We start from the raw sequence: 20,190 nt of genomic DNA on the forward strand, positions 1-20,190 counted from the left end.
ATTAGACCTTAGTCTAGATTGTTGACAGTCAGGCCAATTAGAGGCCTAAGTCAAGCCTGTTTTTCAACTAGCTACGCAGCTCGTAGAACGGATACCGGACACAGTCTAAATATTGACCAAAGAGATCCGACCAGATAGAGTTGATTAACAGCATGTTAACAAGGACACGTTATGCATATTGATACCCTGCTTCAGACGGCCAAAGAGCTGACAAACAGTCAGGCAACGATGACACTCCCGGAGGACTGGGCTCAGGGCAGAACCGCTTTTGGGGGGATATCCGCGGCACTGCTCTATACGGTTATGAAGGAAAAAGTCGCCGACGATCGGCCTTTGCGTTCGCTAACAACCAACTTTGTTGGCCCTCTGTTTGCCGATATTCCGTTTTCATTCGACGTCGAAGTGCTACGGGAAGGGAAAAACGCCTCTCAACTAACGGCAAGAATTATTCAGGATGGCCAAATTGCGGTGATCCAGCAAGCCTGTTTTGGCACCGACCGCTTTTCTGAGATCGAGGTTGGCAACTCTGACACGCACCAGCTAAAAGACCCGCAGAACCTAACGCGTATCCCCATGATCCCCGGCCAGACACCTAATTTCATCCAGCATCTTGATCTTGCAGTTTCAGAAGGAGCGATGCCTTTTAGCGGCTCGCCGCTATCGACTCTCAATGGTTGGATGCGCTTTAAACAAGCTCCGGAACAAATAACAGATGCCCATCTCATCAGCCTGATTGACGCCTGGCCACCAGCAGTACTTCAAATGATGAAACAACCGGCCCCTGCCAGTACCATGATGTGGAACCTGGAGTTTATTCACCCTCATCAGCCAGTTCAGCCTGACGAATGGTTTGCGTACAAAGCCCATACCCGACAGGCTGCCGGTGGCTATGCTCACCTTGAAGCCAATATCTGGGACAGCGCCGGAGAGTTAATCGCGATCAGCCGACAGAGCGTTGCGGTATTTAGCTAACAGTCTGATATTTTAAGGTTGCTGGATCAGCATGATATTACCGATCCAGCACTTCGGTGTGATAAGAATTAAGAGTCTAAGACTTTAAAAAGTTCACCGCTTGCAAAGTTTCGGATAGAAACAGGTGAGTCATTGTTGCTGTAATCCACTTTAAGCTCATCATACAAGTCAAGGAAAATAATAGTTACGTAAGCTATATCATCATTTCCAAGCCCTTCTAAGCCATCAACATATATAGGGTTTCCAAAATAATCACCGATGTAGAAATCCATCGTTATTGTCGCTTCCGTTGAGAATCGTTCTGAGGATGTTTTTCTAAAATTACCCCATACATGACTCATTCCGATTGACTTACTTTGGGTTCTCATACGTAAGCTTTTCAGACCAACCTTATCAAATTCAAGGTCATTAAAAGCACCAAGGATAAACCCTCTGATACCTTTAGGGATGATAGTATTGTTTACTTGACTTAGTTCAGAAGCATTAAATGTTATTTTTTTGATAGTAGATATTTTATTTTCAAACAAGACATCGTTTATATCATCGCGAGTGATAGTCGACGCTTGAGACTTCAATAGCTTTAACTCATTTTTCAGATTTTCATGTTCGTCTCTATCTACGGTGTTCATTTTCTCAGCAATAGCAGCATCAACCTTAGCCGCATTCAACGTTTTGTTAATAGATAAATCTTCGACAAAGTTCATAACAGCATCAAATATTGGTAGCTCACGGCCCAAGTCACGGCCGACCTGCTTCGAGATATAGTTGGATGCTAACTCTAGAGATACTTCATTTCTTGGCGTTTCAGGAGCATACTGCATAATAGTATCAACTATATGTATGTCATCATTATCCAAGGTGTTTATTTTTTCAAACGCAAGCAGAGTCGGAGTAAGTTCATTGCTATCTGATAGCTGGGGAGTATCGTCAATGCCTTTGAATAACTTTGCGAGCAAATCGCTGTCTTGCTGATAACTTTGGTAGACTTCTTTCAATGTTACCTTTTCGTCAGGGTTATGCCCTACCTGAACCAAAACAGATTTAAGGAATGCTAAATCTCTCGGGCTCCACTGTTGCTGTGAGTAATGATAGAAATCGTTGGCGATACAGATGATTTTTTCAGGACGACTTAGTTCAGCATATGTTCTGCCTTTGTATACAGCCTCAAACATCATTGTTTCTTTCCAGAAGAGCAATTCATCATTGCGTTCTAAAACTGAAAACTTCTGTTCTAATTTTTGTCTCATACCAGAGAAGAAAGTGGCTAATGTTTGGTTGATTTGCGCCAACTCTAATCGAGTATGATTAACATCATCAACAACACGGCTTACTTTGTCACCTAATGCAACTACCATTTGGTAAGTCATCAGATTATTTTCCGCAAGCTTATTGAGTATCTGTTGACCAATATATTGACTCTTAGCCAGATCAAGATCATTTCTAGCCGCAATCTTCTGATTCTTACTGGTTGCTTCACTCCATGCACGAACTAACCAACTCTGGCTTTCTAAATGCCGACTGCGAGATTCTACCGATGTAATTAGTGATGTTGCCTCTAATACCATCAAGTTTGTCATTTCTGAGTTATTGCTATGTTTTTCAATTAAGTTGTCAACAAACGCATCAGCAGATTGAAAATCATCGCATTCCATATTTTCATATATAGGAAGACTAATTTTGTTACTTACCACTTGTTTAGTTCCTCTAGGAGATCCAGTTTTGATTTTTCTAAGGCTAAATCAACACGTTTGCTTTCTTCATTTTTCTGCTCAAGTACCTGCTGCTGTTTTTTGTACTTAAGCTGTTCAATACTGTATTGGTAGTTCGTTTCAACCAAATCGAATACAGGCACTAATACCCGCATTGCATCGTCATATCCCTTCTGCATCTTATCTGCGCTATTGTTAAAATTAAGAGCAGCTCCAGGGTCTTCCTGTGGATAGATAGGAATGATTTTACAGTTAGGGTATTGCTCAACGGGTAGCAAATCCGAGCGACTCAACATCACGGCAATGATGATGTTACACCCTTCCTCGACAACTGGCTTTATAGGCGTATTATCTTTTATAAAGCCATCCCAGTAGTCACTACCTTCAACTTCCTGGATAGGAAAGACTCCAGGAATAGCTGATGATGCCAGCAAAATATCTTCAATGTTTTTTTGCTGATACTCCTGCATCGAGAAGTATTCTGCTTTAAAGAAAGGTAACTGGGTCGCACAAGCATAATATGGCATGCCCCGTTGTTTTACCTTGTCGACATCAAGATAGTCCCGAATAATTCGCAATAACCCTTTCCGAGAGAAAACACCATGCATTGCAATTGCGGTGATCGTTGCAATTGCCATCGGTGAAGGTTTGAAACCGCGCTTTGCCAGCAAGATAAGTATGTGTTTAAGGTCGATACTCAACACATCACTTGGTGACATATTCAACCATGCTTCTTCAGCCTTAGCGAGATCACCTTGGGCGAACAGTGCGGCGTTCAGTGCACCAACAGACGTGCCCGAAACTGCCACAATATCTTTTGCCAGACCTAGCTGCTCCATTGCACGCCAGACACCAATCTCATAGGGGCCCTTGCCTCCCCCGCCCGAAAGAACTAAGCCAATTTTTTGCATTTCAGATCTACTTATTGTTATGAATTCTTCCCCCCTGATAGGGGGATTATTCATTCTAAATCAATAAATAAGGCTTATGAAATACTATGTTACACAAAGCACTATTACTTTGATCAAAACCTCGGAATGTTTTCTTTGCTAAGGCCGAGCTCCTCCCGTACTTTCCGCCTCAGAAATAATCGGAAGCCTTTAATGCTTTAAATGATCTAGATGCTCAGGCCTGCCCATATCACCAAGCGAGTAATCACAAACCCCACCCGGGAAGGTTTGTTTTAGCTCGTCGACCTTTGCCGACAAATCTAAATCGCCATACATACCCTTCTTGATAGCAGCTTCTATAGAGATGGTATGGCACTTAAAGATGCTGCCCTGCCAGGGCGCGCCTGCTTGTATACGACTATTGGTATAGATGGGCATAAGCCTGGTACAGGCCCCGTCAGGGTAGTGGTTCCAGTTTCCGTTAAAGACCCCCTTGCCTGAAGCAATGACACTGCCGTCTTCGGCAAAACAGGTATCCTTAGCCAGAGCAGGCTTGGCCATTCGTACTCGTTGCTGGAAAGTAAATTGATCAGGCAATTGTTTTAAGGCCATCAGCCATTTATCCATCACCTCGTAGGCCTGTTCTGCGGGGTTGTGCTCCTTATCAGAAATCCATATTACATGGTTATGCGTCTGTTTTTGCGCATTGAGGATCCGCAACCGACTGACAAACGAAGCCGAGGTATGGTGCATATTCAGATCGTCTTCAAGATAATGGCGACTATCAATTGTGGGTAAATCAATACGGCCAATAAAAACCTGACCGTACTCATAAGCCTTGTTGATGGCAGCTATCGAGGCCGAATGGCGTTTCGCCGGCCTCATGTCGGCATTGGTAATATTGTGCTCGCCCCATAGCGATAGCCAAACAGCAGGCAGTATTCCGCTGGCCCCCATAATACGTTCTGCCTTCATTTCATGAAATGGCTTCCATGAACCCACCTTGCGGTTCAAATCAATAAACTCATCAAAAGTGATCTGTCCATTTCTCAACGCCTGCAAGCCATATTGGACCCCGACATTATCCCAAGTCGACAAACCGAAACCATATTCATCATGACCATAGATATGCACCATATCTTGCCAGTAGCTCCAGTTCACCTGCTCAGCAACCGACTCATGGAAATAGGGTTTGATAAAGCCTTGCTTCGGATTGTTAAGGTAACTGCTCAGTCCGAAATACCCATTGATGCACTCGCTGTTTCCCTGCGGAAATTCTGGTTTTTGCCAACGCAGCAACTGATTTAACGGCTGCAGCCAGGCGGCCTTTTGTTTGGCACCATTGATGGCCCGCAGGCCTTCCACATACTGCCTTTTTTGCCAGTCTTGCCAGTCTTCTCTATCGCGGGCCTGAAAACTGAAATAATTATTAAGCAGATCGCAGTCTAAAGCGTAGGTGGCAACGCTTACCATATCCGGATACGAGTACAACGGCAGAATACCATCGAGTATCCCCTGACTATTCTGGCCGATGAGATATTGCGCGAGGCCGCCACCGGAGCCCCCGATGCCAACGGTATACAAGGGATCACCAAACAAGCTGACAAACTGCCTCTTCACCCTTCTGGCCGTATCTTCCGCCAACAACATGTTGTAGCCATAACTGGTTTTATTGCCGCTAGAAGCGATGACTGCATAGCCCTTTTCTAATTGGGAGAGATGCTTATCAAGTAATTTCGACACCTTCACCCGGCCTTGCCGGTAGCCGATGCCAGAGCCACCATCAAAACGATAAATTAACTTCTGGTTCCAGATATTGGCACTGGTTTGGCTACCGATTTCATCAACATGAATAGGCATTAGAATGGTGTATATGTAGCGGTTGATAGTGCCCTGCTCCACCCGAATGAGAAGCTCATTGTCCTCTGGCGGTGACTGTTCTAACTCAAGTGCCGTTTTGCTGTGAAACTCATTCTTGTTGTCGACCTCGTTAGCGACAATGACATATGAAAGCCGCGTTCTTATCGCACAGTCTTTAGAGTAGCCAATAATATCTGAGTCATTTTCCTCATCGTAAACGGGAACACCTAACCCGATTTGATTGTCGATAAGAGGCTGGCCCAAACCAGAATCGACTGTCATGCAATAAAAAGGATATTGATTGGGACCAGAATAAAGAGACTGAACAGGGCCAACGCCTCCCACCTTGATGGGAAAAGGAAAAACCTCTTCAGGTCGCTGGGTATCACGGATGTGATGCTCAACCTGAAGCAGGTAGTTCGCTTCCGGAATAGCGATCGCCTTGACTTGTCTGACAGACACACTGTCCTTACTCGCCAGATAATCAATGATGATAAAGATAAGTAAGACGCCAACCAACACAAACAGTTTCTTTGTCATAACAGCGTTTCATTCTCTGTATCCTACCTACGAGTTTAGCTGTACCACATCTTTCTGTTGATTCATCTACAAATGAAAGGGGCTGGTATAGGTATATACCCAAGCTCTAAAAGGTGTACTGCTTACTCTTTTTTCGACCGGGTTATTCATAACCACCGGAACGATTAGGCATATATATCGTTGTTATAATGGTTAAGCGCAAAGTTACTCTCAGTAAGGAATTGCTTAGGGGTTAAGCCAGTAAAGTGCTTACAGTCCTTAATAAAATGAGGCTGATCGTAATAGCCATGGTCTAAAACAATAGCAGTGTACTGCTGATGGCATCCGCTTAACAACGTCCTTAGGGTTGATTGAAAACGCGATGTTCTTTCAAAGTATTTGGCATCGACCCCGGTATAGGCCTTAAACTTGCGCTGGAATGTTCGCTCACTGATATTCAAGCTTCGCTTAATGTCAGCAATAACATCAGGGCTGTTTTGGTAATAAATTTTATCTACTGCCCATCCCAATTCAGATGTACTGGCACTTACAGGCCGAACAAGCTGCATTAACCAGCCTTCCAATAACGCTATCGCCGCAAGAGTCGAGTCTGACTCGATAATCCTCAGCAATAATCCCTTTGGCATTAATTGGCTGATCTCTACAACTTGATCAGCAATAGTGGTCAAAGGGATACCAAACAACGGAAAGAAAGCCGCAGAACGAAAACGGATAGACAATAGTTTGGTCGCCCCCATCGACGTCATCTTATAAGCAGACTTACGCGGACATATCACTAGCCCATCTCCAAATTTAAGCTGCGCCGATTTCGGAGAATCAATGACCAGTGGCGCACCGAGATTAAGCATTATCTCAACCCCAGTACCCGGCAATATGTCTGGTATCATCAAGGGAGTGTTTTGCTCCCACATCCAATACTGCGTTATATATCTGCCAAGCGGTAAACTTGGTCTAATTAGTTGTGTTTGCATAGAACGACTTTAACACACCGCTCCTAGTGCTAATAGAAGCGGTTATTCGCAATCAGGACGAAAACAACTCATCACCACTGACAAAATCCAGGCAAGGATGTTTATCAAAGCGAACAACACCAACGTGCAAGCGGTCACCGGCAGCCTTCACGACTTCAGCGACACCCTGATGGCCAAACCCACCACAGAGCTCTACAGCCTTAACCCCTTCTTCAACCAAAGAATCTATCAGTTCACATGCTTCTCTATAACCGGAGACTGCAATATTCTTTACATGTACTTCCTTGGTGCGGACCCACGAGTAGTCGGTTGACGGGTTTGCTTCTGGTGCGACAAAAATGAACGCGGCTTTGAATACGTTTGACATGTTTTGGCTTCCTCTTTGTGTTGATGGCAGCCATCGTACCTAGCGTTTGAAAGTAGGTATTGTAGAAATACGCCAACCTAATAATTTAAGGCATTAGACAGTTCTCAACATCAAGCCTAGATTGATCTTCAGAAACACTCAGGCATCCGTTCATGGCCGAACAGCTGAAAACTCTGATGAGCTAAGCGCCACGGGCATCGGCTGTTATTTCGATGATCCCGTCCATGAGGTCTTTGGGTTAAAGACAGGAGCTATCAGAGCCTCTATCACTTCCTGACAGAGAATAAAGAATAGGCATACTATTGATAGGAAAGCATCTGAACCTCCCCGTCAGCAGTTTTTACACCGTTTATTTTTTGCCTGAAAGTCCACGATATTGCCGTGCTTATCAAGCGAAAGCTCACAGCATTCTCTAAACAGCATGTTCATCTTGTCGCGGCTTTTTTGTACCCTCGACTTGAGCGTCGTGTACTTTATGCCGTTTTTCTCGGCATACTCTTTCTGCGACTGACCATGAATATCAATGGCTGTCAGCATTTCTGCCTCATCCTCCGGCAGGGCCTGGATAAATGGCAGTACACATTGGGACAGTTGTTGATGAACCGTCACATCCCCTTCGGTGTACCACAATTCATCTTGGGTAAGTTCTTTCCCCTTCGCCCTATTGCGGTAAAAATCGATTATCGTGTTATTGGCTACCTGAAAAAGCCAGGGCTTAACCTTATTGGTCTCTTTCACATCACCAAGATTGTGATAGGTCTTGATCAGGATTTCCTGAAGAAGGTCATCGACATCATCAGGGTTGGCTACATTGGAGTGCAAAAATGCCTTCAAACTCGCTCGATATTCGTTCCAAATCGCATCCAGGTTCATTGTTCTCTCTTGGTGTCCGGGGTGAGGGGCTAAAAACTAAGGTTTAGACACTTATCAATATTAAGCAAACATCTGATCGTTGTTCTATACCACAATCAGTAAAACTCAATAACTGCAAAAAGGCCATGAACTGATAGTCCATAGCCTTGTTCTATTCATGTGAGCGTTTGTGCGTAATCGTATTATCGCCGCAGATTAACCACAGCAGTTGCTTGACGCGCAGGCGCTGCTTTGCTGAACATCGTTACCGGTCCCCAGGTAAGTATTGGACAGGTAGAAATCAGTAAATAATTCTTCAAAATCTGCCGATACCGTTTTGTCCGCAAGACCCGTATCCAATAGGGCCGACTGCCAAGCCTGAGTTTTTGGCAAACCGCACAGGAAGTCAAAGTCAGTATGCTTCTTGATAATGGCCGCGCGGTACAACAATGGCAGCCAGGCCAAGTCAACATTACTCAGCGCATCTGATTTAAAGAACTTTGTCTCACCTGACAGATGCGCTTCAACTTTGGCCAACGCCTTTGTGAACCTCCCGACGCGCTCTTCGAATGTCGCCTTGTCTTTGCTGCTCATCGTTCCGCACTGAACCAGGTAGTTTTTCGAGCCAAGGTAGCTCCAGGCACGATCAAGCGCCCGCTGCTCATTGGTCACACTATCTTCGATTGGACCAAACTCGTCTTCGATATACTCGATGATGGCATCTGATTCAAAAAGCGCGGTGCCCGATTCAGTGACCAACACTGGCACCTGACCGTTCGGTGCCAGATCCAAGAACCACTGAGGCTTGTCTTTCAGGCTGATGTATTCAATCTCGTATGGAATGTGTTTGGCTTCCAGTGCTGCAGTAACACGCTGAACAAACGGACAGATTTTAAAACTAATGACTTTGGTCATCTTGAACTCTAACTCTCATCTTGTGCTAAGTACCTATAAGACGAGCAGCCGACAAAAAAGACGAAAAAAAATTAAAATTTTCCTGCCAGGATTCAGTAGTCGCCGGCCATACCGTAAAACGGCTAGAGTTTGCTTCTGATATTGGCACTGATACTTTCTGAATCACTGGCGTAAAGACTGCATTTCTTCAGCGCTTTGAGTACATCAATATTCTTTCCTAAATACTCGAAGACAACCTTGGTCGACATCGGCGTTCTCGCCCCCGATGCAGCCACACCAATTTTCATTCCTTCCAGAAGTGAAACCCGGTGCTGAAAGCTAGGAAAGAGGATCGTTTCCACAATTTCGTTCTGTGTTAATGACTCATAATCAACCAGGAAGATCCTGTCATTGAGGAAAAAAGACATACCCTGGTATTTACAATAACTGGTTTGACCAAATTCACCCTCAGCCGTGAGTCGCTCTGTGCGCTGGTGGTAGATCCCACCTTGCTTGCGCTCAATACAAACCAAACCTTTCAGAATGTTGCCCGGTGAGGACATCGAATAATAATACTCATAGTAATACCCCATATAGGGTTCGAACATTTCGATATTTTGTTCACTCAACTTACTAATATGTGATGAGAAAGGGTGATGCAGTGCTTGGGTATGCCCGTCTGCCCTGCTATTTACCAATGAAACAAATTGATCATGAGGCAGTAAAAATTCTGCTTTGCTCAAGCCAAAATAATCACAAATCTGGCGCATATTGTAACTTCGAGGACAATTGTCACCATTTAAATATCGGTTAAATTGCTGCCGGTTAATGCCGATCCCGCGACATATTTCAGCGATAGACGGATAGAAACTACAGAGATATTTCAAATTGTGATGTAGGCTCATTTTAAAAACCTTGTTTTTTTAGATATTAATCAACAACTTAAAAGCAGATATTCGTAAAGTGAAGCATACCTAACGTCACTATACGTCAGTTAAGTCAACATTACGGAATTATCTTGATTCATTTTTATTGTTGTAATCATTCCCGCAGTAACTCAACACCCAGTAAAACCGAACTTTCAAATTATTAAGCGGAAGCAAATATATATCACTGAGGGAAAAATTATGAAAGATCAGCAATTACGTTTTTATGGTGGGCCGTGGGTTTCTTTTACCCCGATACTCATCTTTGTTGTTATTGCTATTTACGTAGCAACCACAGTTGCAGGCGGTTCCATTCAAGGCATGTGGGTCGGTGCCATCATTGGTTTGCTTGTTTCTTTCCTGCTCGCAAAAGATAAAGCCATTTTTGGAAAAACTGTGTTAAAAGGTATGAGATCCGAAACAGCAATCGCACCCGTTGCCTGCTGGATATTTGCCGGTATTTTTGCAACCGTGTTACGTGATTCCGGCTTGGTAAACGGTATTTTATGGGCGGCCTACCATACTGGCACCAGTGGCACGATGTTTATTGTTATTACCTTCTTTGCCAGTGCCCTTTTTGCCACTGCCGCCGGTACCGGATTTGGCACCATCACCGCAGGCATGGGGATGCTCTATCCGGCGGGCGTACTGCTAGGTGCCGACCCGGCAATCTTAGCCGGGGCCATTATTGGCGGCGGTGCCTTTGGTGACAACCTAGCGCCGATCTCCGACACGACAATCTCTGCTGCCACTTCACAAAATACCGATATAGGCGGCGTGGTAAAGCACCGTATTCGCTATGTCATTCCTGCAGCAGCAATGACGATTATTGCCATGGTTGCATTGAGCGCATTCCAGTCGACATCTGCAGGTGCCGTTCCTCTCGAGAAGATTCAGGATGTAATGGATCCGAGAGGTTTATGGATGCTACTACCTGCCGCTGCAACCATTTACACCGCGATTAAAAAGGGCGACATTGTCTTTGCCACTATCATAGGTATTTTACTCGGCTCGGTCGTTTCAATCCTTACTGGCCTCAACACCCTTGGCAATATTATTGCGGTCGACGGCGGCTTACTGCTACGCGGGGTCTCTGGCTGGATGGCTGATCTGTGTATCTTGGTTATTCTGTTATCTGCCGGTATTCAGATGATGCTAGACGGTGGCGGAAGCCAACGCCTGCTTGAGGCATTTGGCAATGTCAAAAATGCGCGGGCCTATGAGATCATTTCGGGCTTCCTGGCACTAGTGATGTCCTCGCTAATGAGTATTAACGCTCCTGCAATTCTGGCTGTCGGGCTATCATTTGCAAAGCCGATGGGAGAAAAGTTTGGCGTCTCTCCTTACCGTCGTGCCAATGTGATCGGTAACCTTGCCTGCACCCTGGTGTATTCCCTGCCCTGGTCTGCGGCACTGCTTCTGGCGGCGAGCTTATCGCAACAAGCAAGCGAAAGCTTCGTAGGTGTTCCTGCCCTATCGCCTTTAGAGCTGACCCCTATGGTTTTATATGCCTGGTTTATGCTGGCTACGATGATTTTCGCTATTTTCACTGGTTGGGGGCGTGGCAAACTTGAAACCCCTGAACTAAAAGTGAATGAAGCGGTTTGACCTTATTAGCACCTTCTATCGTTGGAGAAACACATGAGCAACCTTAATAATGCGCACAAAATACAGCTTGTCGTTACCGGAGGCACGATTGATTCATTTTACGATACCGACAAATGCACCACGGTATGTCATGATGAAACGGCCATCCCTGACTTCCTTGCTAAGTTTGCAGGGGTTACCGAACAAGAGTGCGAACTGTTCGAGGTTTGCATGAAAGATAGCCGGGAGATCACCGACAAAGACATACAAGCCGTAAGTAATGCCATTATTAGTAGCAACTGCACTCGCCATATCGTCACCCATGGCACCTTTACGCTGTTCGACAGCGCTCGAAAACTCATGGCAATGTTGCCGGAAGATCATGGGCAAACTATCGTTTTCACAGGTGCTATGTGGCCTTTGGTTGGTTTCTCCCCCAACGATGCCGGATTTAACTTAGGTTCGGCCTTTGTTGCTGCTCGCTTGGCAGCGCCGGGGATCTACATCGCCTTTAACGGCAAACTCTATCTGCCAACGGATCAGGAAGGTCTGCACTAAGTATCCATCCGCATACATCAAAGCCCATTGACGACATCGCAATGGGCTCTATTTCATAAAATACTCCCGTGGCGAACAGGCGAAATACTGTTGGAAGGCATGAGCAAAAGCCGACGGTGAGCTATAGCCGACATCCAAAGCAACCTGAGTCACGGGCCTACCTTGTTCAAGCAATGTCAGCGAGTGCAGCAACCTTAGCCTTTGTCGCCATTCTCTGAACCCTAGCCCGGTTTCTGATAGAAAAATCCGGGTCAAAGTGCGGCTCGACATACCCAGCCTGTTGGCCCATTGCTGCATACTCAGATCGTTGTCCGGGCTGAGTTGCAGCGTTTCTACCATTTCCCCGAGACGGGCATCTTTCGGCATCAATAGCGATAGCGCCGTCTGGGGCTGGGCACTCAGCTGCTCCAGCAGCACCGTCAATAAGTTGTAGTCAGGCTGTTGCCACTCAGAGTCAACGTCACAGCGGGCAACAATGGCCAATATCAGCTCTCGGATCAGGTTGGTGATATTGACGACCTTGCACACATGTCCAACACCTTCGACTTGATCCGGGCGAAAGTAAAGGCTTCGAAATTTAGCGCCGCTTGGTGCAAACGTCCGATGAACACAACCGGGCGGGAGCCAAACCGCCCGTTGCGGTGGCACCACCATCGCCTGGTCGCTCACATCGACATTTAGCACCCCTTCAGAGGCATACATCAGCTGATACCAGGTATGGCTATGAAAGGAGCCCTTGTGTCCCAAAAGCATATCGACTTGCCGTGCCAGCACCCGTTTATCGCCGGCCTCAGCGATTTGCTCGTTGGAGCCTCGGAAAGACAGCCCGATTTTTTCTTCGTTTTGTCCGTTTAGCGACATAAGTTGGCCCATCGTCGAAAGTCAGCCACCAACATACTTGATAACCTATTCAGCATCAAATCCCATGCGATCAGGACCGCCAATGAAAACCACATCGCACAACAAACCATGGCAAACGCCACAAACCTTTTTAATTCTCATCTCTATCGTTGTGCCTATCGCCTTTGCCAGCTGGCAGGCGCTGCTCAACAACTTTGTTATTGAGAAAGCTGCTTTTACCGGTGCTGACATCGGTATATTGCAAAGCGTACGCGAAATCCCGGGCTTTCTGGCCTTTACCGCCGTCTTTATGCTGCTGTTTATCAAAGAGCAAAAGTTCATTGTTCTCTCTTTGGCCATGCTAGCCACAGGTGTCGCAATTACCGGGTTCTTTCCATCCTTTGCCGGGCTACTGTGTACAACACTGCTGATGTCCGTCGGCTTTCATTATTTTGAAACCCTGAAACAGTCGCTGTCCCTGCAGTGGTTGTCCAAAGACCAGGCACCCGAGGTACTGGGGAAGCTCATCTCGATCGGTGCGCTGGCATCGCTTATCACCTATGCCTGCCTGTGGGTATTGCTTGAGCAACTGGCCCTGGACTTTAAATGGGTATACCTCATTGCCGGTGCCGTATCCCTTAGCCTTGTCATCTTTATCTGGTTAGGATTCCCCACCTTTGAGTCCAAAACCGCTCAGCATAAGAAACTCATCTTGCGTAAACGATACTGGCTCTATTACGCCCTCACCTTTATGAGCGGTGCCAGAAGGCAGATTTTTACCGTTTTCGCCGGCTTCCTAATGGTCGAGAAATTCGGCTACTCTGCCGCCGACATCGCACTGCTGTTTTTGATTAATCACTTATTCAATTGGCTTTTTGCTAAAAAGATCGGTCAAATCATAGGTAAAGTTGGCGAAAGAAAAGCGCTGATATTCGAATACATCGGCCTGATACTGGTCTTTGTCAGCTATGCCTTTGTCGAGTCTGCCCAATGGGCTGCAGGGCTGTATGTCATCGACCACCTGTTCTTTGCACTAGCGCTCGCTATCAAGACTTATTTCCAGAAAATTGCCGATCCGGCTGATATTGCCTCAACCGCAGGTGTCGCCTTTACCATCAACCACATTGCGGCTGTTGTCATACCGGTAGGCTTCGGTTTGCTGTGGTTAGTCTCGCCGGCTAGCGTCTTCATTGCCGGCGCCTTGATGGCAGGTCTGTCGCTGATACTGGCATTCAACATTCCGTCTCAGCCGGAGCAAGGCAACGAGGTGGTAAGACTAAAAACTATCTGACATTATCCGCCGCCTTAACCCGGTTAAGGTGGCACTAACCTCGCCTCGCACACCCATTACTCCTCTGATTTTTAAAAGCTTTGGTATTGATTCCATCAATCTACTTTGCGCGCTGAGGTTCTTATGTATAATGCACCTGAGAATAATTTTCATTAACATTGATAGATACAAGGATACTCATGTCACAAGTAGGTGCGCCTTCCCCCCGTCGACCTATTCGCCCCTTTCTGGTCTCAGTCAAAGACATAACCAATGTGTCACCGCAATTTATTCCGTGCCATATTAGCGTTCGGCAAAAATGAGGAGGCCTACCATCAAAACCGCCATGCGGTAATGGATAGCAAATAACCTGAAAGGTATTAAACAGGATTGAAACACAAAAGAGTCGCAAAACAATAAAAACAGCGATTAGGAAGTACGGTACATAGCGAGAGAGTGATGTCATTTCATAATGACAAAGAAGGAATTTAACATGGCTATTCACCCGTCAGTGATGAGAACGACGTCTTGGCGTCAGCTTCCTTCACCGGCAGAACTGCTCAGTGATTACCCGTGCACGGTCGACACTGCACACCACATCATGGAATCGCGCAAGCATGTAAGAGAGATTTTACGGGGCAATGATGATCGCTTGCTGGTGATCATTGGGCCTTGTTCGATCCATGATCCCAAGGCTGCATATGCATACGCCGAGAAATTGAAGCCACTTATCGATCAATTCAGTGGGCACCTGCATATCGTGATGCGGACTTATTTCGAAAAACCGCGTACCACCACGGGCTGGAAAGGACTCATTTTCGATCCGCACCTAGACGGCAGCAATGATCTTCTGGCCGGTATCACCCAGGCTCGAAAGCTGGTTCTAGATATCAATGAGTTAGGCATTCCAACGTCTACAGAGTTTCTCGACAACACCAGTTTCTTATATCTGGCCGATCTCATGAGCTGGGGAGCCATTGGCGCACGAACGACCGAATCCCAGGTACACCGGCAATTTACCTCGGGCCTGCCCTGTCCCGTTGGCTTCAAAAATGGCACTGACGGCAATGTTCGTATTGCAACCGATGCCATTCTATCAAGCCGCTCCCCTCACCTATTCACAGTAGCAGGTCATGATGGTCAGCTATATGCGGTAGAGAGTACAGGCAATGCTGATTGTCACATCATTATGCGCGGCGGAAGGCAGCCCAATTACAGCCCAAGTGATATACAGGCTGCCAGCGAGGCTCTGGAGAAGGCCGGGCTGCCCGCCAGCCTGATGGTTGACTGCAGCCATGGCAACAGTCAAAAACAACATAAGAATCAGCTGGTCGTCGCTCAGTCACTGTGCGAACAAATCTCACAAGGCAAGCAAGCTATCACCGCCATCATGGCTGAGAGCTTCCTTGAAGAAGGACGCCAGGACATCAGCGACAACATGACCTATGGTCAGTCCGTCACCGATGCCTGTCTTAACTGGCATGATACCGAACATTTGTTGGTGCAATTTGCCGAGGCTGTCGCAGCCCGCCGAGACAACTTTCAATCATCAGTGCCATTGGCAATAAACGCTTAGGCCACTGCTTAACACAAAATATTAAGACAAGCGCTTAAAACCAACAGGGGAGCATTATCGCCCCCCTGTTTCATCTGTTTATTTAAGCCACACTTGTTACTGCACTGTGCGGGTATCCCCTACCGCTCGGCATGAGCCTGCCTGCGAGGCACGATAACCGGCGCCTGATCATACGGGGCATACAAGATATCGACATTGGTATCGTACAGCTCATCAATCAGGCTTTTTGTCACTACCTCGCCCACATCACCTGCTGCCACCACAGTGTTATTGCCAATAGCAATCAGCTCAACATCGGCTGTTGCAATATCGCGCCCAGCCGCTTCAACTCAATGGCCTGATTAACCTGCTCAGCACCTTTGTCATCCCGCTGGCTAAGGGGGTGCTGCGGAAGACTGCATGGGGATCACGATATTCTTCACTGATGGTTAACACGGCACACCCGCCAACTCCTACATCTCAAAAAAGCTAATAACAAGCATTATCAACAATTAACTTTGAGTAAAGGCTTGCACCATCTCCTCTTGTTGCTGCAGGTGCACCGTAAAGGCACTGCCAGCCGATAAATTTGCTGTTAAGCGCTTTCTTAGCACTAGCGTCAGGTTTTCCCGCCCCATCGCAACAACTTCGGCATCCAGGAAATCAAAATAGGCCTTTACCTGCGGGTACAAAGCCTTAAACAAGCTCTCTTTTGCCGAGAACACAGCGGTTAGCCCTTCGGCGAAACTCACATAATGGTTCATGATGAGATTATATTCGGCATCATTAATAATCGTACTCTTAACTGAGTTAGCCGTGCTGTCTGTCATGCGCTGCTCAATATCAATACCGATACCTTGCTCTGCTATCTCAAGCGGTTGAACAATACAAACCGCACGATTGTTACTATGGCTGATCGATCCCGTCATTCCCACAGGCCACAACGGAGCCCGATGCTGGCTGATCCTGACCTGGGTTTCGCTACAGCCTAAAGCAACCAAACAACGCTTTGCCAAATACCGTCCTGCTATAAACTCGGCCTGGCGCTTCGTCACCGCTCTATGCAAACTCTCCGGAAATTCGATGCCCAGTTGTTCCGCCGATTGTGCTGTAAACAACTCAGGGTCAAAACGACACTGATAACCAACACCGACAAAATCAGGAATGACGACAGGCGATATATGGGAAATAAAAGGCGTTTGCATAATAAAAAGTGCTTCCTTGACTTAGAAGCGGACATCATAACAAGGGGATTGCAGAAACCGCTATAGTGTTGAATTGATGCTGGGCTTTAAATGCGACGGAGTGCTTTGAATTTATTTCACCCTATCTCGAATCACAAAATTTAGACGAAAAAAAACCGCTGATAGTTCAGCGGTTTTTTTGAATGTGGCGGGCTACATGGGACGATTATGGGCACTGGGAAATCGACTTGCAAGTGTAACGTCAATCTAATGATATATAATAATTTATTGATCGCAAAGTTTTAATGCGTCCATCAATCAAACTTCACTGGTAACCAGATAGATTTCATAACGGCAAGACAGAACACATCCTATATTACCACATACTATTACATGTAAAAGCATGTGGTAATATCCCAGTCCTTATAGTGTTTGTGTTAATAGCTTCTAATTTTTTGAAAGCCTCTTGTTATATTACTATCCCCCCCTAAATTCAGATAAACGTAAGCGTTCACTTAAAGTCAGAAATGTAATTAAAGTTCTACTCTACGGCTGCATGATCAGCAACAATAACCCCGCCGAATTCGGTATATTGAGAAAATCGTTTAGCATATAGTTCTTCATTCAGAAGTGTCACATCATCGCATTCATCTGCATTAGTTTCTTGGAGGCCATAAGGCAAAGAAACTGCTCCTAATTCAGTTATTAAATATCTGTTATGAATAGCCTCGTTACCATTTTCCCGAATGTCGTAAAAATCTATCTTTAAGTATTGTTCAGCTAATTCTGGCTTTTCATCTAATAACGCTTTTTTTAAATGCTCACACGACCTGCCATTTTTATGCTCACTATTGAACATAATTGAGAAAGACTTTTCTGATACGGGGGTATCTGTCACAGCATGCTCTATAAATGCAATTAGTGTTTTCCAGACACCGGGAAGCATACAAATATACGGGTCTACAACTGTAATGTGTTTAGATAACCTCAATAATTCTCCTAAAGTCTCACACATAATCTCGGTGACTTTAGGCATGGCAATTTGATTTGGCAAAGGCTCAATACCTTGCTCAAATTGATCTACACATAAAACATTAGCCTGAAACTCACACTCTTTTACATTGTTATGAAGTAAGTGAAATCCACTAAAGAAGTCTTGCTCAACCTTTTTTAAGTTTTCTATAAAAGTTATCGCACCATCAAATTTTGAGTTTCTCTCTACACGTTGTTTTTCACTCAAAAATCTAAGTAGCTCTTCTAACCGAGCTTTTTCTATTTCTGAAGCATCAACCGATTGAGACTGAAGAGCGAGCCGTCTAAATTTTTTAAGCTTTGGGTACTCTCCAATAACTCGCGGAGATGGCTTTGAAAACTCTCGTTCAAATTCTCGGCAATTCCTTGCGGATTTAGCTAGCTCTACTAGAGCAGAAGGCTCAATGATATGCTCAACTAACATTAGAAAAGTTCCTCTCTGCGCTCTGAAAAGAAACCTTGCGGCCAACGAGACTTAAATTCACCATCTTCGTCTATTTCAATCTTCTTGACAGCAACACCTTCACTCGATGGCTCTATGTACATAATAGAAACATCTGATGAACGAACTGGCTTAATGCCTTCAGGTAATTCGCCATCCGTTGTCTCGCGAATACGGCGGAGAAGCCTTAAAATTAGATGTTCACTATGTGTTTCAATGAGATAAGATACTTTATCATTAGCTTGAGTAAGTAAATCCCCTATCGCAACCTGAATTCGAGGATGCACATGTAGCTCAGGCTGTTCACAAGCTATTATTCCCTTTTTCTGTGTAAATGTAGCCACTACCAAAGGCATCAATTGCGAAACACCTACTCCCACCTCTGCTGGTGTAACCTCTATTTTATTATTCAAATCCCAGAGAATATTTTTATTAATTACATTTACTTCATCTACTTCCTTTATTTGCTCTGTATTATTTGTATTCCTCGGGATCAAGTGTTCTACTTGGTCTTTAAGAACGTCATATGAGAATTCTTTTGAGATCACTTTAACTTCAGCGTATTTTTTTTCAGTTTTTAATGCTATTCCATAACCTAAATCCAATTTATCCTTTCTTGCTATCCATTCATTAATAATAATGAGGTTTTTTGTATTTGAAAAAGAAAGAGAATCCCATGCAGCTCGCCCATTATACCAGTCGCCAGCTTCAGGATGAGGATTTGGTTGAAATAAAACATCTGGAATATCCCTTAATGGACCGATACAAAGACTATCATTAAGTAGATTCAATAAATCATCTAGCGGTCTTACAAAACACTCACTTAGCAACTCGTTAACATATCGCTCATCATCTATTTCTAGATGTAAAAAGTCCTTTTTATCTTCATCTATTGACCAATCTGTTTTCATTTTCGCTTGGAGTTTAGGTAATGCACCAGTAGAACCATGAAATCCAATAGGCACATGAGCAAGCCTATAACCATCACAAAAAATGCTATATTTCTCAATATTAGAAAAACCAACACGTAAATGATTCATGAGTTGATGAAGAGAACTCACAGAGTTATTATCATCTGTTTTGAAGTTAAGGTGTTCTTTTTCAAAGTTAGAACTCATCATTTCCTTTTCATATACTGCACTGTGCATACAGTCTGCAATAGAGGAGCATCCTTCTAACCATTCAGAATTTGATAGTGGTATAAGAGCTGGATGAAGGTAATTCAGCATTGAAATGGATGCATTTCGAAGTGATGAGCTACAATCCAACTCACCCAGAAATGTATCACTTATCCAATAGCGGCACTTCCTAACATAAGCAGTGTGCTCAAAATCAGACCAAGCAATTTCAAGTTCAATAGTACGCTTACCATATTCAACAATCTCTGTATCAAGCGCAAAACGAACATCTAAATCAAGGTCTTCCACATAATCAAAATAGCCAGAACCAAATGTTTCGCCCACTTCATACTCAATCTTTATTACTATTGGCTTTGATAAATTTCTACCATGAACAAGATTCTTAAAACCACCAACAAACTTATTACCCAAGGCTTCCAAACGCAACGGGTTACATTGACCTTTTTCGAGGACCTGTTGCAAATAAAACAGCGCCATCAGCACTGTGCTTTTGCCAACACTGTTTGGTCCAAAAAGTAGAGTCACTGGCGCAAACTCAATCGTTTGCGTTTCTTTAAACGAACGGAAATTGGTAAGAGATAACTTGGTGATTCTCATAATTT

17 protein-coding genes are annotated in these 20,190 nt (G+C 44.9%); 5 read left to right on the plus strand and 12 right to left on the minus strand.

Annotation, left to right across the window (positions count from 1 at the left end; translation table 11 throughout):
- Positions 1-171 precede the first annotated feature (171 nt).
- Positions 172-972 (plus strand): acyl-CoA thioesterase, encoded by an 801-nt coding sequence (locus tag EIZ48_RS14660; RefSeq protein WP_160652797.1) that lies wholly within the window; start codon positions 172-174, stop codon positions 970-972.
- A gap of 68 nt (positions 973-1,040) precedes the next feature.
- Here the strand turns inward: EIZ48_RS14660 and EIZ48_RS14665 are convergent, their stop codons facing one another.
- From EIZ48_RS14665 to EIZ48_RS14700, 8 genes are all read right to left on the minus strand, one after another.
- Positions 1,041-2,663, minus strand: coding sequence for a hypothetical protein (locus tag EIZ48_RS14665; protein ID WP_160652800.1), 1,623 nt, complete (start codon positions 2,661-2,663; stop codon positions 1,041-1,043).
- On the minus strand, positions 2,657-3,592 hold the full coding sequence (locus tag EIZ48_RS14670) for a patatin-like phospholipase family protein (RefSeq protein ID WP_160652803.1): 936 nt from the start codon (positions 3,590-3,592) through the stop codon (positions 2,657-2,659). Before EIZ48_RS14670 ends, EIZ48_RS14665 begins: the two co-directional genes overlap by 7 nt.
- A gap of 189 nt (positions 3,593-3,781) precedes the next feature.
- Positions 3,782-5,971, minus strand: coding sequence for a DUF6351 family protein (locus EIZ48_RS14675; protein ID WP_160652805.1), 2,190 nt, complete (start codon positions 5,969-5,971; stop codon positions 3,782-3,784).
- A 164-nt stretch (positions 5,972-6,135) separates the two neighbouring features.
- On the minus strand, positions 6,136-6,942 hold the full coding sequence (locus EIZ48_RS14680; protein WP_160652808.1) for a helix-turn-helix domain-containing protein: 807 nt from the start codon (positions 6,940-6,942) through the stop codon (positions 6,136-6,138).
- A 52-nt stretch (positions 6,943-6,994) separates the two neighbouring features.
- Positions 6,995-7,309, minus strand: coding sequence for a DUF6506 family protein (locus tag EIZ48_RS14685; RefSeq protein ID WP_160652811.1), 315 nt, complete (start codon positions 7,307-7,309; stop codon positions 6,995-6,997).
- 330 nt (positions 7,310-7,639) lie between these two features.
- The gene (sigZ, locus tag EIZ48_RS14690) at positions 7,640-8,182 is read right to left on the minus strand and encodes an RNA polymerase sigma factor SigZ (RefSeq protein WP_160652813.1); all 543 of its coding nucleotides are present in this window, start codon (positions 8,180-8,182) and stop codon (positions 7,640-7,642) included.
- A gap of 195 nt (positions 8,183-8,377) precedes the next feature.
- Positions 8,378-9,076 (minus strand): glutathione S-transferase family protein, encoded by a 699-nt coding sequence (locus tag EIZ48_RS14695; RefSeq protein WP_160652816.1) that lies wholly within the window; start codon positions 9,074-9,076, stop codon positions 8,378-8,380.
- A gap of 122 nt (positions 9,077-9,198) precedes the next feature.
- Complete coding sequence (locus EIZ48_RS14700; RefSeq protein ID WP_160652819.1) at positions 9,199-9,825, minus strand: XRE family transcriptional regulator; 627 nt, start codon at positions 9,823-9,825, stop codon at positions 9,199-9,201.
- A gap of 357 nt (positions 9,826-10,182) precedes the next feature.
- On the opposite strand from EIZ48_RS14700, the gene EIZ48_RS14705 reads away from it, so the two are divergent.
- Both EIZ48_RS14705 and EIZ48_RS14710 read left to right on the plus strand, forming a co-directional pair.
- Positions 10,183-11,589 (plus strand): Na+/H+ antiporter NhaC family protein, encoded by a 1,407-nt coding sequence (locus EIZ48_RS14705; RefSeq protein ID WP_160652822.1) that lies wholly within the window; start codon positions 10,183-10,185, stop codon positions 11,587-11,589.
- A gap of 33 nt (positions 11,590-11,622) precedes the next feature.
- Positions 11,623-12,126, plus strand: a complete 504-nt coding sequence (locus EIZ48_RS14710) for an asparaginase domain-containing protein (RefSeq protein WP_160652824.1) — start codon at positions 11,623-11,625, stop codon at positions 12,124-12,126.
- Positions 12,127-12,174: 48 nt separating this feature from the next.
- On the opposite strand, the gene EIZ48_RS14715 is transcribed toward EIZ48_RS14710, so the two are convergent.
- Complete coding sequence (locus EIZ48_RS14715) at positions 12,175-12,987, minus strand: AraC family transcriptional regulator (RefSeq protein ID WP_160652826.1); 813 nt, start codon at positions 12,985-12,987, stop codon at positions 12,175-12,177.
- Between the two features lie 82 nt (positions 12,988-13,069).
- Between EIZ48_RS14715 and EIZ48_RS14720 the strand changes: the two genes are divergently transcribed.
- Positions 13,070-14,257: an MFS transporter gene (locus EIZ48_RS14720; RefSeq protein WP_160652829.1), complete on the plus strand. Its 1,188-nt coding sequence runs from the start codon at positions 13,070-13,072 to the stop codon at positions 14,255-14,257.
- A gap of 472 nt (positions 14,258-14,729) precedes the next feature.
- On the plus strand, positions 14,730-15,812 hold the full coding sequence (locus EIZ48_RS14725) for a 3-deoxy-7-phosphoheptulonate synthase (RefSeq protein ID WP_160652832.1): 1,083 nt from the start codon (positions 14,730-14,732) through the stop codon (positions 15,810-15,812).
- 491 nt (positions 15,813-16,303) lie between these two features.
- Here the strand turns inward: EIZ48_RS14725 and EIZ48_RS14735 are convergent, their stop codons facing one another.
- From EIZ48_RS14735 to EIZ48_RS29075, 3 genes are all read right to left on the minus strand, one after another.
- Positions 16,304-16,996: a 4'-phosphopantetheinyl transferase family protein gene (locus EIZ48_RS14735; RefSeq protein ID WP_160652834.1), complete on the minus strand. Its 693-nt coding sequence runs from the start codon at positions 16,994-16,996 to the stop codon at positions 16,304-16,306.
- A gap of 520 nt (positions 16,997-17,516) precedes the next feature.
- Positions 17,517-18,431 carry a hypothetical protein gene (locus tag EIZ48_RS14740; protein ID WP_160652838.1) on the minus strand — a complete coding sequence of 305 codons (915 nt, stop codon included), beginning with the start codon at positions 18,429-18,431 and terminating at the stop codon, positions 17,517-17,519.
- Positions 18,431-20,185, minus strand: coding sequence for a DUF3696 domain-containing protein (locus EIZ48_RS29075; protein WP_192928584.1), 1,755 nt, complete (start codon positions 20,183-20,185; stop codon positions 18,431-18,433). The genes EIZ48_RS14740 and EIZ48_RS29075 overlap by 1 nt, the downstream gene beginning before the upstream one ends.
- Positions 20,186-20,190 lie beyond the last annotated feature (5 nt).

The organism is Photobacterium alginatilyticum (assembly GCF_009910675.1).
Lineage (GTDB): Bacteria > Pseudomonadota > Gammaproteobacteria > Enterobacterales > Vibrionaceae > Photobacterium > Photobacterium alginatilyticum.

Excerpts from the sequence above, each read along its gene's own strand:
- EIZ48_RS14695 (WP_160652816.1), bottom strand. The coding sequence starts at position 9,076 with ATGACCAAAGTCATTAGTTTTAAAATCTGTCCGTTTGTTCAGCGTGTT.
- EIZ48_RS29075 (WP_192928584.1), bottom strand. The coding sequence starts at position 20,185 with ATGAGAATCACCAAGTTATCTCTTACCAATTTCCGTTCGTTTAAAGAA.
- EIZ48_RS14740 (WP_160652838.1), bottom strand. The coding sequence starts at position 18,431 with ATGTTAGTTGAGCATATCATTGAGCCTTCTGCTCTAGTAGAGCTAGCT.
- EIZ48_RS14680 (WP_160652808.1), bottom strand. The coding sequence starts at position 6,942 with ATGCAAACACAACTAATTAGACCAAGTTTACCGCTTGGCAGATATATA.
- EIZ48_RS14685 (WP_160652811.1), bottom strand. The coding sequence starts at position 7,309 with ATGTCAAACGTATTCAAAGCCGCGTTCATTTTTGTCGCACCAGAAGCA.
- EIZ48_RS14660 (WP_160652797.1), top strand. The coding sequence starts at position 172 with ATGCATATTGATACCCTGCTTCAGACGGCCAAAGAGCTGACAAACAGT.
- EIZ48_RS14700 (WP_160652819.1), bottom strand. The coding sequence starts at position 9,825 with ATGCGCCAGATTTGTGATTATTTTGGCTTGAGCAAAGCAGAATTTTTA.
- EIZ48_RS14725 (WP_160652832.1), top strand. The coding sequence starts at position 14,730 with ATGGCTATTCACCCGTCAGTGATGAGAACGACGTCTTGGCGTCAGCTT.
- sigZ (WP_160652813.1), bottom strand. The coding sequence starts at position 8,182 with ATGAACCTGGATGCGATTTGGAACGAATATCGAGCGAGTTTGAAGGCA.
- EIZ48_RS14735 (WP_160652834.1), bottom strand. The coding sequence starts at position 16,996 with ATGCAAACGCCTTTTATTTCCCATATATCGCCTGTCGTCATTCCTGAT.
- EIZ48_RS14710 (WP_160652824.1), top strand. The coding sequence starts at position 11,623 with ATGAGCAACCTTAATAATGCGCACAAAATACAGCTTGTCGTTACCGGA.
- EIZ48_RS14720 (WP_160652829.1), top strand. The coding sequence starts at position 13,070 with ATGAAAACCACATCGCACAACAAACCATGGCAAACGCCACAAACCTTT.
- EIZ48_RS14670 (WP_160652803.1), bottom strand. The coding sequence starts at position 3,592 with ATGCAAAAAATTGGCTTAGTTCTTTCGGGCGGGGGAGGCAAGGGCCCC.
- EIZ48_RS14675 (WP_160652805.1), bottom strand. The coding sequence starts at position 5,971 with ATGACAAAGAAACTGTTTGTGTTGGTTGGCGTCTTACTTATCTTTATC.
- EIZ48_RS14705 (WP_160652822.1), top strand. The coding sequence starts at position 10,183 with ATGAAAGATCAGCAATTACGTTTTTATGGTGGGCCGTGGGTTTCTTTT.
- EIZ48_RS14715 (WP_160652826.1), bottom strand. The coding sequence starts at position 12,987 with ATGTCGCTAAACGGACAAAACGAAGAAAAAATCGGGCTGTCTTTCCGA.